Raw genomic sequence first — 13,413 nt, 5'->3', positions numbered from 1 at the left:
GTACGCTTGGCATGGGAACGTCCTAATCTGTGGTAGGGGTCTCGGCGAGGGTCGGATCAAGGCGCCGCCACGCGAGCGGCGCCGTGAGGGCGGTTCTCGCCGCAGCGTCCGCCGCACCATCATCCGGTACGGTGATCGTCACTGAAGCGATGTCCCGCGCGCGGTCGTGCAGGCGCTGGGTGTCGCCGATCTCGCCGCATCGCTGGCCTGCGGTTAGCACGCTCTGCATCGGGCCGGCGCAAGTGTAGACGATCGCCTTGAGGAGCGCGGTCCGGCGGGCCTCGTCGCCGATGAAAGCGGAGACGGCCCCCGCGTCCGGCGGGCCCGCGACCTCGGCGAGGAATATCTGCTCCCAGAGCGGACTCTCTTCCCTCCAGGCGCCGCCGGGATAGGCGGGGACCTGACCGGCGAGAGAGTCGCGCAGCACCGGATCGAGGCCACCAAACTTCAGGACTTCGGTGGACCGGTCACCGATGGTGGCCCGCGCCACTAGATCGCTGCCGCTCGACGCCAGGACCACGTTGGAGGGCGTGCCCTTTAGATCGGGGGCGAGGACGGACCAGCTTCCGTCCCTCGCGAGCGCTGCGACCGGCATCGTCGCGCCGGCCAGCCGCTCGAGGCCCGCCTCGTAGTCGCCTTCGTCGAAGAGCAGGCGCAGCACGATCACCTGCTGGTCTTGCGAAAGCTGCACGGCGGAGAGTGCGCCTCCGAACTGCTTCAACTGTGCCGCCAACGCATCCTGGAGTTTCGCCAGAATTGCTGCGAACTTCTGAGCGTCGACCGGTGAAACACTTTCCTCGGGCATGTACGCATGAAAGCTGTCCGACAGAAATTGCCAAGTCATAAAGTCGTACGTTGTGACAATGTCGTCGGGGCGTTGCAGAGCGCGCAGTAGCATCCCCCGATCGACGCTTCCATCTGGACCATAGGCCAGGAACGCGCGATCTACCGCATCGCGCAGCAGCATCACGGATCGCGCCCGATCCGCGTACAGGACAAAATGGCCGAGGCTCGTCACGACGGGCAGGCCAGCATCCGGATCTTGCGCGGATCGAGGGGGACTCGATTCCGATAGAAGCGCACCGGTCGCGCCCTTGTCCTCGTCGCGGGCGCGCTGGAGGATCGCTTCGACGGTCTCGCGGTATCCACGTCCCAGAAAACGCGCCAGATCGCGATCGGTATCCAGCAGCCCGCCTTTCATTTGCCTCCAGGCATCATTCTTACCGTCCAGCAGCGCAATGCCGCGGACAAGGACATAGGCCGTCGCGACCCGCATCCGGGGGCTGATCCCGGGGACGTCGGCCGCGGCGATGATCGGATCGCGAAGTTCATCCAACTGGGCAGCTGCTTCAGTCTGCGTACTGGGCGGCGCCTGGAGAGCCTTGTCCACTCCAGGTGCGTATTGCTGCTCGATCTCCTTGCCGAAGGTGCGCAACCCTTGCGACCGGAGCGTATCGAACAGCGTGAGACGCGCCGGCAGCCGGCCGAGTTGGTGATCAACGAAGGCGGAGGCGGCGCGGCGCGGCTCTCGTGCGATCGCGTCCGCGAAGCGGGCGGGGTCCGTTGCCAGGGTTTGCGCGGGGTCGGCGGCCGCCGGTTCGGACGGCCGGAGCTTGCGCATCTCCCACGGCGTGATAGCTGCGATCACGCCGATCTTCGGATCGATGACCAGCCGGGTCCTGCGCAGGTCGATGGCGAGAAGTGGCCGCACCGTCACGACATCGTTCTCGACCGAGGCGTCGAACACCACGCTCTCGCCGGCGAGCGCTGCGCGGCCGTTCCCTTGCGCGGCCATGGCCTCGGTCAGCGCCTGCCATGCGGCGGGCCGCTCCTCGGTCCGCCAGAGATCGAACGCCTCTTGCGCGTCGGGAATCGGAAGCGCCCAGTCGCGCAGCATAGAATCAAGCAGCGCAGCATGGGTTAGGGTATCGATCTCGATCTTGGAGGCGGCAGTGCGGTAGGCTTCCATCTGCGCGAGAACGTCCTCCGCCTCCGCTTTGAAGCCGGCGTATTGCTGCTGCAGGAACGGTACGTTCTCGTCGCAGTAGGTCCCCCGGGTGATGGTCTCGTCGGTGGCCGGCCTGCAGATGTCCTTGTCGCATATCTCGCTCGTACCCGAGAGCAGTTCCGAACGCTGTTCTGCGGGCAGCGACCGGCAGTCCCGAGCTTGGCCCTCGATCCTGTCAACGAGCCGCGTCGCATGTTCGAGCCGGCGCTGGGCGCTCTTGACGATCGCGTTTTCGAGCGCTGAGCGATTGGCTGCGGCCGCCCTGCGAAACGCCTCCGTCGTGAACCGCGCGCCGTCGACCTGGAGGACTACGGGCTCGCCGGAGCCGAGATGCAGCATCGGCATGTAGAGGACGGCGTCCGGCGTCTCGGCGGGCAGCAGGTCGTCGAAGCGAATGATGGCGCCGTCGCCCGGCTTCGTCGCGGCATCGTGCAGGCGCTTCTCGACCGCGCCAACGAGAGAGAAGGGGAGCCCGTCGTGAATGCGGAGCAATCCCGACCTATCCGCAATCTCCCTGGCCTCCCGCAGGAAGGCGTCCGCCGTGTCGGGTTGCAGCCGTTCGGCGAGATAGGCTTTCACGGCATCCTTCTCGGCGAGGGCGTCGAGCCTTTCCTTCTGCGCCCGCCCCTCTTCCGTGCCCGCTTGCCCGAGCGTGGTCATGAAGTCGAAGACCTGCTTCTCCCTGATATAGGCCTCGACGTCGGGATCGGCTTGGTCGCCCGTCGATCCCAAGGCTGGAATGGAGACCTGGCCGGCGCCCGCGAGCAGGAACCCGCTTCTGCCGAACCGGCCGCCGAGCAGGGCCTTGGTGAAGGCCGCGCTCGTATGCGAGCAGGTTATGCTGTCCGCGTGACCGGCGATCGCGAGCCGGCGCGCCTGGCCAGTGTCGTCCCTGTAGACGAAGAGGTTGATCGTGCTCCCGTAAGCGCTCGTCGCGGGCTCGGCAAGCATCTCTTGCAACGAGGCCGCTTGGCTGCGGATGTGGAAGCTCGGCGGGGAGAATTTGACCTCGACATCCACGTCCGCCGTGGCCGTCCCGCCGCGGTCGTCGGACACCGTGTAGGTGAAAGCATCGCTACCGGAGAAGCGCTCGGCGGGGGTGTAGACGATGCTACCGTCCGGTCCGACCTCGGCAGTGCCGTGCTGGGGTTCGCCGACCGCCGTCACCTTGATCGGATCGCCGTCCGGGTCGGCGTCGTTGGCCAGCGCGGCGACGGCCGCTCGGGTGGACTCACTCGTTTCAAGCGTGTCGCGAGCTGCCTCCGGCAGTCGGTTTCGAAGCGCGAGATAGGCGCCGCCGCAGCCGACGGCAAGCAGTATGGCGATGACGGGAGCAGCACGGCGCATGGGAAACCTCAGGGACCGTTGGGGGACAGGAGGGATTGAATGAAGGGCTTCGCGCAGGCGGCCGCGACCGCGCTGCGGCAGAGGAAGGCCGGCGAGGGCAGGCCCGGGTCGGCGATCAGCGCGAAGTCGTCGAACGAGGCGAGCAGGCCGCGCCCGACCGCCGTCCGCAGCACCGCCACGGCGACCGCGAAATCCGCCGTTCGCCGCAGTTCTGGCGAGACGCGCCGGAGGTCAGCGTCCTTTGCCGCGAACCACTGCGAGACAGCGGGGAGAAGGAACGGCTCGCCGACCGTCTCCTCGCCGCCGGAATCCGCGAGCCAGCCATAGACCGCATAGTCAAACTTCGGCGCGATGCGGATCGTCTGGCCGAACTCCACATCCACCTGGTCGATCGTCAGGAGGCTCTTGAAGCGGTCCGACAGCGGCGCGTGCTGTGCGCGGGCGTCGCGCAGCCGGCGATGCAGGTCGACGGCATCGATGCCGCGGAAGACAAGTTGCTGCTCCTGAAGTGTGCGGTCGAGATGGAGGACCGAGAAGATGAGCTCGTCCGTGCCGAGGATCTCGCGCGCCACCGCGGTGTCGGCGAGCGCGGGATTGATCCGCACGATGCTGAGCAGCGCCTGCGCGTCCACCAGCTCGGCCGTTTCCGATCGGTTGAGCACAGGCGGCAGACCGGGGAACGCGCCGGCCCGGATCAGGAAGCTGAAGGTTTCGTTATCCGCGATCGCGCCGATATCGGCCGCCACGACCCGTCCGTCGAGCACGAAGCCCAGTGCCGCGCGTGCCGTGAGCGGGTCGACCGCGGGGTCAATGCTGCGCCAGCTTCCCGCCACTTTCGCCTCGAAGCGCGAGTTTGCGGCATGGTAGCGGACGGCTTCTATTCGCTCTGCTAGGATGCGGGGCAGGGTGGCGTCGATGACAACGCCGCCCGGAGCGAGCGTCGGCGCGCGCCGGAATCCCTCGGCAGTGTTGGGAGCTGCCGGCCCGAACCTCGCTTCAAAGCGCAGCTCTTCCGGTGCTCTCGCAAGGTCGATCGGAGCGGAGGTTCCGAGAGAGATCGTCTCGGCTGGCGCAAGGGTGGCCGCTCGGGCCATATCGACCGCCGCGTCGGAGGCTAATTGGGAAGGAGCGGCGGGCGCTGCCGTGCCCGCGATCCGGTCAAGGCGTGCGAAAACCTCGTCCGGGACGGTTGCGGAAAGCGTTTTGGTCTCGGAGCGCAGCGCGGAGGCGGCCGCTTCGATGTCGCGGCGCCCTACGATCAACTGTGTCTCGTCGATGACGGCGGCGCTGCCGCGGCCGTAGACATAGGACCGGCGCTGGGTTTCGGCTAGGCCAGTAAGGGTATGCTCGAAGGTATCGCCAGTCTCGGCTACAACCTGGCGGGCGCGGAGCGTGATCGCCTCTGCGATCGCTGGCTGGTCGGCCGGGACTGCGACGTCGCCTGCTTGGCGGAGTTCCACCAGAGTTCGCCTTCCCAGGGCATTTTCTAGGCCGCTCCCGCGAGGCGGCGGCTCGCCGGCGGCGATTTCGGCGGCGCGACGCATCGCCGTGGCGCCGCGCGGACCGGAAGAGAGGTCCGGCGCAGGCGGGCCGCGGATGCTGATCTCGCTCGTGAGGATGGCGAGCCGCTGCTCGATGATGGCGAGTTCCGCGACGCGGCGCCACTGCGCGATATGCGGCAGAGCCGTGCTTTGCATCAGCGCCTTCTTGTAAGTTTCGAGTGTGGCCTTGTGGCGTAGGAGATCGGCGGTCTCGAGGGCTCGCAGGGCCGTCTGCCAGCCCGGCTCGGCGATGCGGGTCTTTGCCGCTAGGTACTCCGCCCCCACCTGCCAGCGGGCGGCCGCTTCGGCGCGCTCGACGAGGTTTCCGCGCGTCATCGCGTCGACCTCGTCGCGCACCCCTTCCTCTACCATCCCGACGGCGCGGCCGCCGCCGGTGGGCGGCTTCGGCTCCGGAGGGAGGGGAGTTTCGGGCGACGGCGGCGGCGCGCCGCCGCCGTCCGGACCCGGACCGCGCCGCGCACGCTGCAGCAGGGACACCGCGACGACGGCCGGTTTCTCGCGAATCCCGCGGCGGACGAGTCCGAGATGGGGATCGTCGGGGGCCCAGACCAGGCGACGCTCGACCTCGAAGGCGAGGATCGCCTCGGCCCGGCGGGGCGACTTCGCCCGTTCGAGGACAAGGCGGGCCTCCCCAGCGTCGAGAGCCTCGGGCCGGCTGCCGATTTTCACGAGCGTCCAAGCGCCACCCGCCCGGCGGAGCCGTTCTGCGCCGATCTCGGCAAGCGTCTCGCGCAGTTCGTCAACCCTCAGCCGTGCGCGCTGCTCGATGGCGCTTTCGGGAAGCGCGGCGGACTGCATCAAGTGCTCGCGTAGCGCCCTTGCCATCTTCGCTTCGGCGCCTTGCAGCTCCACGTCCGAGAGGACGGTGTAGCGAGTCGTCGGCATACCGTCGTGGCGGCCATAGACCTGCTCGTAGGCAGCGGCCTGCTCCTCCAAGTGGCGGACGGCGGCGGCGTGTATGGCGAGATCCACCTCGCCGCTGAGCGGGCGCTGGTTCAGCATCAGGCTCTTCAGATCGGACCGGAGGCTGTCGAGGAAGGGATCATCAAGGCTTTGCTGGGTCGCGGAGCCGGGCGGGCGGACCGACGGTCTGGCGCCGGCCGTGGGAACCCAGCTGAGGCGCTCCAGGTGGTCAAGCTGGAGCGCGCGGAGCTTCAGCCGCAGCGCGTCGGCGCAAGCTGGATCCCCATTTGGATTCTCAAAGGTTGATTGGTTTCCGCACGACACTTCTTCCGAGACTGCTGGGCTCGTCAGTGCCCCCGCAAGGCCGATGGTCATCAAGGAAAGAAAGATCCATTGTATCATGAAATCACTTTATGATATTTGGTATTGCGATTCAGCATCAGCGGAGTTGCCAACGAGTCCCCGATCGGGGCCGCCGCCAAGATAGTCGTGCTTGAACCTTCTGGCCTGTGATGAAAGTCTTAATTGGATCACCAGGGAATGGCTCTTGAGAGCAGATAATTGCGTCAATTCAGCCATTGTACGCCTAGTCATTTGCCCCTCCCCTGGTTGAACTTATCGCTCAATTGATCATATTATTTACAGAGGCAAGAAAATATCCTTAAAGTAATCTACTTTTTTGAACTAGTCGACGCACGATTTTAGAAAATCGCTAAATAGAGCGAAGATTAACCCGGGCTCGATCATTGTGCCGACAAAGTCGGCAGAAAGGGCCGCCAACAAGTCCGACGGGTCAGATCACGATTGCCGTTTTGGCGTAGCGGTCTCCTGGCATTCGGAAACACGTAAACGGCGGCTGTCACGCGCCGGTCGAGGTACGACTGTCGACAAGCGATTGCCACTGCGATTGGGAGTCGTCTCAGAGTACGGCTGTGGCCCGCCACGTCGCGATAGCCTCAGCGATGGCATACGCGGTCGGTTCGCCACGATCATCGTCGGCGATGGCCGCTAGGTAAGGACGGACCTCGGCCGGAATGCGATGGGCGAGGGCGGAGACCTGATCCATGGCGAGTGCATAGCTAGCCTGTTGCTTGCCGCGCGGAACTGCTTTGTTCCGTGCCAGCAGCCCTAATGCGATAGCGACGTCGCGGCTGGCGCCCCCGAACGCACCAAGCACCACGAGAGGCCGGCCGACCGTTAGTGTCAAGATCGCCTCCTCGGCAATTCCTGGCATTGCGCCTTCGTAAAGGTCGTCAGGGCGGTCGAGCACGCCCATTTTGCCTCCAAGCACCACTCGCGCGTCGGCTTCCGCAGATACGGCTGCTCTTGCCTTCGTGTAGGCATCCGTCGGCTGGGCGCGCTCGTGCCCATCGAGCCAGACGGTCCATTCATCGTGCGAGCCAACCCGTTTACGATCTAAGCCCTTGTTGCCCAGCAGCAGCACGTCGCCCGAGGCACGGACCGGCACCAGACCCGCTGCAAGGCTAATGGAGGTCCGCGTAATACCGCCATTCTCGCGAAGCGCTGCGTGCAAGGCCACGAAACTGGTGCGCCGCGCGATTGGCTCTGGGATGATATGGACGAATGGTGCCTTCTCTCGTCCGCCGGCATACGCACCGGCGAGATGGCGAAAAATTTTGAAGGTGGACTGATTGGGATCCAGGTTGCCTGCATACAAGATGTCGCAGCCCGCGCGGACGAGGACCGTGCATATCGTGAGCAGCACGCGATCAATCTCGCGCGACGGAAACCCAAGCCTTGCTCGGTCGGGAGCATCGCTCACTGAGAGCGCGACCTTCAAGCCTGCCAAGTCGCCCATGTCAGCGCTCCAAGAGTAACGAACCGAGAGCCTGGCGCGATAACGTCCAGTGCCTTGCGCAGCAGGTCGGCCTCAATATCACCGAGAGGCGGGTCGGGGTAAATGATCATGTCAGGCACTGGCCGGTCCACTATGTCGAACAGCTCTGGCGGTCGCGGCAGCACCAGGGCGTCAGCCACACTTTTGCTCAGGAGGTTTCGCGCCTGCGCCTCGAAAAGATCACATCTCAACCCCTCGGAGAGCGCCTCGACCAAGAGAGGTTCGATCCAGGCGTCGCTGCCCGGGTCAGGTTTGAGTCTTACGCGGGGTAGATTAGCTCCGTATGGGAAGGTACGGCTGATTCGAACGCCGCCCACGTCAGCGAGGACGATCGGTCGGCGCTCGCGCTTGGCTGTGGTTAGCTCGAACACACACCACGGCCGCGAATCGTAGACGTCAGAAACGATCGCTATCAGCGTGCCGTGCCCGATCTCAATCTTGAAGCGCTGCTCGAAGTCTTCGCCGGGATTCAATTCCATGGCGTCATAGAACGTGTGGAGTGGCACGTCGTGACCCGAGGAGTTTACGAAATCGACGATGGCACGGGCGGTCCTGTCGCCATCCGCCTTGGCATGGCTGACGAAAAGGGGTTCGTCCTCGTGCCTGCCGAAAGACTGCCGCAGATGCTCACGGATGCGGTGGAGTGCATGGAGCAGAAGCCGCTTGTCTCGCGCGTTCGGATCGGCAAGCGCCATCCACTTCTTCCGATAAGCGTATTGAGTGTGTCGGGCCCGGTCCGAACGTAGTGCTGGCTCGCCCGTTGGACTCCCGAAGGGGATGTAGACGTCGGTCGTTCCTCTCGCTTCCATGGAGGCACGGGTAGCTTGGACCCAGCCGTCCCACTGTGCGGCATCCTCATGCATCAAGTCGTCATGCAGTAGAATAACTGCGTTATGTACCGCGCGATCCAAATCCAACGGCTTGGGAAGAGGAGAAGACCCGTCCCACGGCTCGCTCGCGAATCGCACCGGAACACGGTATGCAACGCCGTCCCGTTCCATTCCGATTCCGTCAAAATGCTTCGAGATCATCTCTGCGATGCGGGCGCCTTCGTCCGAGCCAGACGCCCAGACCACTTGGATGCGTAGGATATCGGTCAAACGTGACTCGAGGTTCTCGGCGCGATGAGCACCCGATGGAAAGCCAGGGCTGGTCACAGATTTCGCACCATGCGCTGGCGTGTGTTGGCTATAGTCGACCTAGGCCTTTCGAGCGCCGTCTCGACTGCGCGCTGAACCGCACCCGCGTCGTTAGCGATGTCATTCCATTGGACCCACGGCGCATAGGCACTGTCAATGTTGTCTTGAAGCCGCTGGGGCTTAGCCGTGCCCCCGTTCGCAGCCAGCAGAAGCGTCGGTAGCCTAACACCCACAAGTCCCATCTGCTGATCAAGCGAGGCATAGATTTCCCAGTCCACGAACTTGCGCCGCCAGGTGTCGGCGCCACAAAGGACAATGGTGCACGAACTGCCATGGAGATGGTGTTCCCGAATGCGACGCATGATGTAGCCGGGATCGTTGCTGTCCACCTTCCGCTCGAGAGAGTTGTCGGTGATTAGCCGCAGGGAATCGTGAAACATGCGCGAGAAGGCGTCGTAATAGGCTTGGTCTCCCCGATGGTGATAACTAACGAAAACCTCGCGGCGCACGTCGCGCCGCCATCCGCCATAATCCGTGGCCATGCGCACCGCCCCCTCAGCATTTCCTACAAGCACGGATGCTCCGCTGCTTCGGGCTTGTCAACTTCTGCAAGGTTGATCCGACACGTAGGGAAATCAGGCTAGCGAGAATTTCGGGCTTCCGGCATAGTCGAAAGGCTGTCGTGTTCTATTTGAGTTCGCCCGCCGCCCTTTGCGAGCGCAATGCGGGCGTGTCGAGCATACTCAAGAGCTACTTCGTGTCGGAATCCTCAGTCTACAGTCTGCTCAAGGTCCATGACCTGATCACCAACCCGGCCTTCGTCGTCATCAAGGCCACCGACGAGTTTTAAGACAAGACGATAGCGCCGACCAGCTCTGGCAGTCCGATCTTAACGGTTTCGCATGGATTGCAATCGATGCTACAACATTGCCAACTGCTGGGGCGATTTTGAGAGGATGGGAAGTCCATAGAGCCCCTCAATCCCGGAAATAAAGTCGCTTTGGCCACCATAACTCGGATGCCGGACCTGCATCGCATCGATCCCGAGATCCGCCAACGCGAATTGGGCGTCCCGCCCGACCGCTACGACCACGCGTGGTACAAGCCTCTCAAGCAGCCAGGCCAAAAGCGGACGACAGGCACTGCGTTCAGCTCGAGTGTGGCAGCGGTTCGATTGAGGGTCGCCGGGTTCGTGCGGATGCAAAGGAAAGACGTTCCATAGGAAGACCGGGCGCTGAATACGATTCAGGGTTTGCCAGATCACGGTCGCCGTTCGCTCGGAGATAGCAGGACCCCTGGTGGCGCGGGCAAGGGGCAGGTTGCCGTAGAGGGTGGAATGATCATTTAGATGCGCTTCGTCCGTTAGCGCGAGACCAGTGCGACGACCGCCGCGATAACCGAGGTCCCGAGCGATCCAAATAGAGTCCACTTTCGACTCAATTGCCGCGTCGAGGACGAGTTTCAGGTTTGTGCGCCGGATGGCGGGGGCGTCGTCTCGATCGAAATCCCCACAAGCATCAGCGTACGGATTGAATGCGTCTTTAAATGAAAGGTCGGCCAGTGTCTCAACGAACTGGGCGGTGTTCATCGCGGTAGTTCCCCTATCGATAACGAACGCTTCTCTATATCAAGCTTGACGCGACCGCGACGGTTTTCTCGAAGGAAGCGAAACGCATGGTTCCCCTGAAGAATCGCGTCCTCCCACAGCCACAGCGGAGAAGAGTGAACCTCATATCCGCGAGCGAACTGTCTGACGTTCTTGAGCAAGCTAAGGCTGAGATCTCCGGGGTTCTGGTCAGCGAAAAAGTCGAAATCCTTGGCTATTCCGAAAACATAGGTGGCCACTCCTTCCTCAATGAGGGTCGCGCGTGCGCCGTCCTCGCCCTCATCGACCCGCGATTTGCTTTTCCGCTTTCTTTTCAAGAGAGCTCGCGTGACCGGTGACCAGCCGAGCACAGCGGCGTAGGCATAGTGAAAGACATCGTGGAACCGATAGTCGTCGGGTTGCATGATGTTGTCGGTCAGCCGATCGCCGATGAATAGGCCACGGCAGCTCTGCAGTACGTAGCGCTTGTCATTGCTGGCATCCCGCTCGTAAATGTCGATTTCGAGCGCCCGCGGTAGTTGCTCATCCGCTGGAAACTCAGCGTCGAACAGCGGGGGATAAGTGCGTTCGCGCGGCCAACGATCCTCGGCCTTTTTAAGGTTGGCGCGAGCGGCGGCCTCGAGAAGTACCTCCGATTCATTGGCGGCCTGAACGAGGTGCCGCAGTACTGTCGCCAAGCGAGCCTGCAGGAGAGGTTTGTCGCCATGGGATCCATCGACGGCTGCCGCCAGCTCGCCAGTCGCGGCGGCCAAGCGCAGAAGCGTTTTTTCGAACTGAGCGCTTGGCGTGTTCAGCGGTAGGGCATGTTGGGGTTGCAGCACGGCAAACGGCAGATCTGTTTCCACTCCGGCATCGTCCAAGGTTGCCAGCCTTATATCCGCGTGATCGGCGATTATGGCGAGATACCATAGGCTATCGCCCAGTTCCTCGAGGACGGTCTGCTCATACCCGATGATCGCCGCCTTATCACGCTGCCGCTTCTTCACCTCGCTCAGAAGGCTACCAACTTCGCCGACAAGGCCAAGGACGGGGAGGTCGAACCCGTTCCCCTTCCCCTTTGTCCGGTCACTTCGGGATGCCAGGCTTTGATACTCATTCAATCCGAGATGGTCGTTCGACATCGAATTCATCGTTCTCTTAAGCTCAACCACTCAAATGGCGATCCCTGCAGGCCCCTAGGCCCGATCGAGTCGAGCCAAGCGACGAGCTTCTCCTCCAAGGCGTTATCATTGAATTTCGACCGGCCAATGCCTGCCTTACAGATATGTCTGCCGTATTTGTCCTGAAGGTCGGCTGGAAATTCGGGACCTTCACCGCCAAAATAAACGAAATCATCACTCAGAAGCACGCGGTCGACCTGAGTGTCGTTCGCCACATGCTTTGGGTTTGGGCTGCCGTCCGACTTGCTATGAAAGGAGTCACGCTGCGACCAACCATGCGCCGTTGGAAAATATATGTTGTCCCCGGCGTTCTGCTTGCGGCTACCATTACGGATCGGCTTCTTTGATTTAAAGCGCGGATCGGCGTCATACTCCTCGAATGTCAACGTCTCCGTGATCCTCATCGCGTGGACAATATGGCCACCACGGCGAACAGCCCGATCTGCGCTACCGCATCCGACAACCCAGTCTCCAATCTCCGCATGCTTCCGGATGGGATGCTTGCACGTAGCCAGAGAGCAAAGCCCATAAAATGGATTTGGAGCGAACCCGCTGTCGAACCTAACAATGTACGAGTAAATGCTCATCCCCGTGCCCCGCAGGGGTGTCGGACGATCGGAAGGATCGGAGCGGCATCGCCGTTTGGCATTTCTGTTTTGTCCTGGTCCTCAACAATCGCCTCAACTATGGAATTACCGTGCCAGCCGACCATCGCGTCGTGATAATCCTTGAGGGCATCCGGTAATTCGCAACCTTGTTCTCCCTCACCCCAAACGCCAACGATCCGCTTGCCCAACTTTGCCGCATACTCAATTTCCCAATTCACCCATTCACTGTGACGGGTATCGGCCGTGACGTAGACGATCAAGGTGCTGGCCCACTGGATCTGCGGCGCGAGGACAGAGGACTTGATATATTCTGGGCTTTTCGCTTTGTTTGGATTGCTCGAGTTTATCGAGGAATCTCGGATGGATAGGTTATGATTGGCGAGGATTTCTTTCAGCTTTGCCAAGCCATGATCATCTTCATGGATGTGGCTGATAAAGACGTTCTTTATGAAATTGGCCATTTCGCTACTCACATTGCCGCAGGGTAACCAGACAAGAAATCAATGCCCGGGATCTCTGTACGCGCGTTTTTGCATTCGTTTATCCGGGTTGCGGCTGCGGACCTCTGCAATCTCACCTTCTACGAATGCAATCGAGTCGGCGACCCTGCCACTATTGCTTATTGTACAAACTTTGTAACGTCCGCTCTCATGACCGGCGAGCCGAGCATAACTTAAGCGAAGCTGTTGCCAATAAACTGGGTCTTCCTTACGATTGATTGGGCTGTCACGATCAATGAGAAACGCGATCGCCGGCTTGATTTCCCCCCAAACGGTCTGTTCGGCCGCAACAAGGTCCATCAGGGCTTTATGCTCGCCGCCGCCGGCGCTTCCGTAAACGACAGTCGACCACCAAAACCGGTCGAGGACCACATTTTTTCCTTCTGCCAACCACGGTCTAATGCGGGTCTCGATAACATCAATATGCGCCGCTACGTGGAGGGCTTGACGCGCGAGTTCCGACATCGCACCGATGCCAAAGTCTTCAGGGCTGTGATGGATGCGGTAGATGGTGTGACCAAGCGTTCCTTCCTCACGGCCAGGAAAGCTCAAAAATTCGAAACGGTCGCTCGACAACTTATCTTTGAGTGCCTGTACGATCGTCGTTTTTCCAACGCCATCCGGCCCTTCGAATATAAACAGATTTCCCGCCATGAGGCTCCCCAAGCAGTCGCGCCGAAGTTCAACCAGTGATATACATTCCGTCAAGTATTCGGAGAAGT

At 62.0% G+C, this 13,413-nt stretch carries 11 protein-coding genes; 1 reads left to right on the top strand and 10 read right to left on the bottom strand.

Annotated elements, in window-relative coordinates; translation table 11 throughout:
• Window positions 1-22: 22 nt before the first annotated feature.
• The 5 genes from JG743_RS32895 to JG743_RS32875 form a co-directional block, all read right to left on the bottom strand.
• A complete protein-coding gene (locus tag JG743_RS32895; protein ID WP_199200992.1) occupies window positions 23-3,355 on the bottom strand; it encodes an Ig-like domain-containing protein in 3,333 nt (1,110 codons plus the stop codon).
• A gap of 8 nt (window positions 3,356-3,363) precedes the next feature.
• On the bottom strand, window positions 3,364-6,195 hold the full coding sequence (locus JG743_RS32890; protein ID WP_202303227.1) for a hypothetical protein: 2,832 nt from the start codon (window positions 6,193-6,195) through the stop codon (window positions 3,364-3,366).
• 544 nt (window positions 6,196-6,739) lie between these two features.
• Window positions 6,740-7,639 carry a hypothetical protein gene (locus JG743_RS32885; RefSeq protein WP_244673262.1) on the bottom strand — a complete coding sequence of 300 codons (900 nt, stop codon included), beginning with the start codon at window positions 7,637-7,639 and terminating at the stop codon, window positions 6,740-6,742.
• Entirely contained in the window at window positions 7,618-8,778 is a 1,161-nt protein-coding gene (locus tag JG743_RS32880) for a toll/interleukin-1 receptor domain-containing protein (RefSeq protein WP_202303225.1), read from the bottom strand. The genes JG743_RS32885 and JG743_RS32880 overlap by 22 nt, the downstream gene beginning before the upstream one ends.
• A 53-nt stretch (window positions 8,779-8,831) precedes the next feature.
• Window positions 8,832-9,359 (bottom strand): TIR domain-containing protein, encoded by a 528-nt coding sequence (locus JG743_RS32875; RefSeq protein ID WP_199200989.1) that lies wholly within the window; start codon window positions 9,357-9,359, stop codon window positions 8,832-8,834.
• Window positions 9,360-9,499: 140 nt separating this feature from the next.
• Between JG743_RS32875 and JG743_RS32870 the strand changes: the two genes are divergently transcribed.
• Entirely contained in the window at window positions 9,500-9,667 is a 168-nt protein-coding gene (locus JG743_RS32870) for a hypothetical protein (RefSeq protein WP_202303237.1), read from the top strand.
• Window positions 9,668-9,736: 69 nt separating this feature from the next.
• Here the strand turns inward: JG743_RS32870 and JG743_RS32865 are convergent, their stop codons facing one another.
• The 5 genes from JG743_RS32865 to JG743_RS32845 are packed head-to-tail and all read right to left on the bottom strand — an operon-like array spanning window position 9,737 to window position 13,345.
• Complete coding sequence (locus JG743_RS32865; protein ID WP_199200988.1) at window positions 9,737-10,405, bottom strand: uracil-DNA glycosylase; 669 nt, start codon at window positions 10,403-10,405, stop codon at window positions 9,737-9,739.
• A complete protein-coding gene (locus tag JG743_RS32860) occupies window positions 10,402-11,544 on the bottom strand; it encodes a nucleoside triphosphate pyrophosphohydrolase family protein (RefSeq protein WP_199200987.1) in 1,143 nt (380 codons plus the stop codon). Before JG743_RS32860 ends, JG743_RS32865 begins: the two co-directional genes overlap by 4 nt.
• A 5-nt stretch (window positions 11,545-11,549) precedes the next feature.
• Window positions 11,550-12,170, bottom strand: a complete 621-nt coding sequence (locus JG743_RS32855) for an Nmad2 family putative nucleotide modification protein (RefSeq protein ID WP_199200986.1) — start codon at window positions 12,168-12,170, stop codon at window positions 11,550-11,552.
• Complete coding sequence (locus tag JG743_RS32850; protein ID WP_199200985.1) at window positions 12,167-12,652, bottom strand: TIR domain-containing protein; 486 nt, start codon at window positions 12,650-12,652, stop codon at window positions 12,167-12,169. Before JG743_RS32850 ends, JG743_RS32855 begins: the two co-directional genes overlap by 4 nt.
• 39 nt (window positions 12,653-12,691) lie before the next feature.
• Window positions 12,692-13,345 carry a dTMP kinase gene (locus JG743_RS32845; RefSeq protein WP_199200984.1) on the bottom strand — a complete coding sequence of 218 codons (654 nt, stop codon included), beginning with the start codon at window positions 13,343-13,345 and terminating at the stop codon, window positions 12,692-12,694.
• Between the last annotated feature and the right edge of the window lie 68 nt (window positions 13,346-13,413).

Origin of the sequence: Mesorhizobium sp. 131-2-1 (genome assembly GCF_016756535.1) — a bacterium.
In the GTDB taxonomy this organism is placed as follows: domain Bacteria; phylum Pseudomonadota; class Alphaproteobacteria; order Rhizobiales; family Rhizobiaceae; genus Mesorhizobium.
The sequence above is the reverse complement of the archived record's forward strand: the minus strand, read 5'-3'. Positions and strand labels throughout refer to the sequence as shown.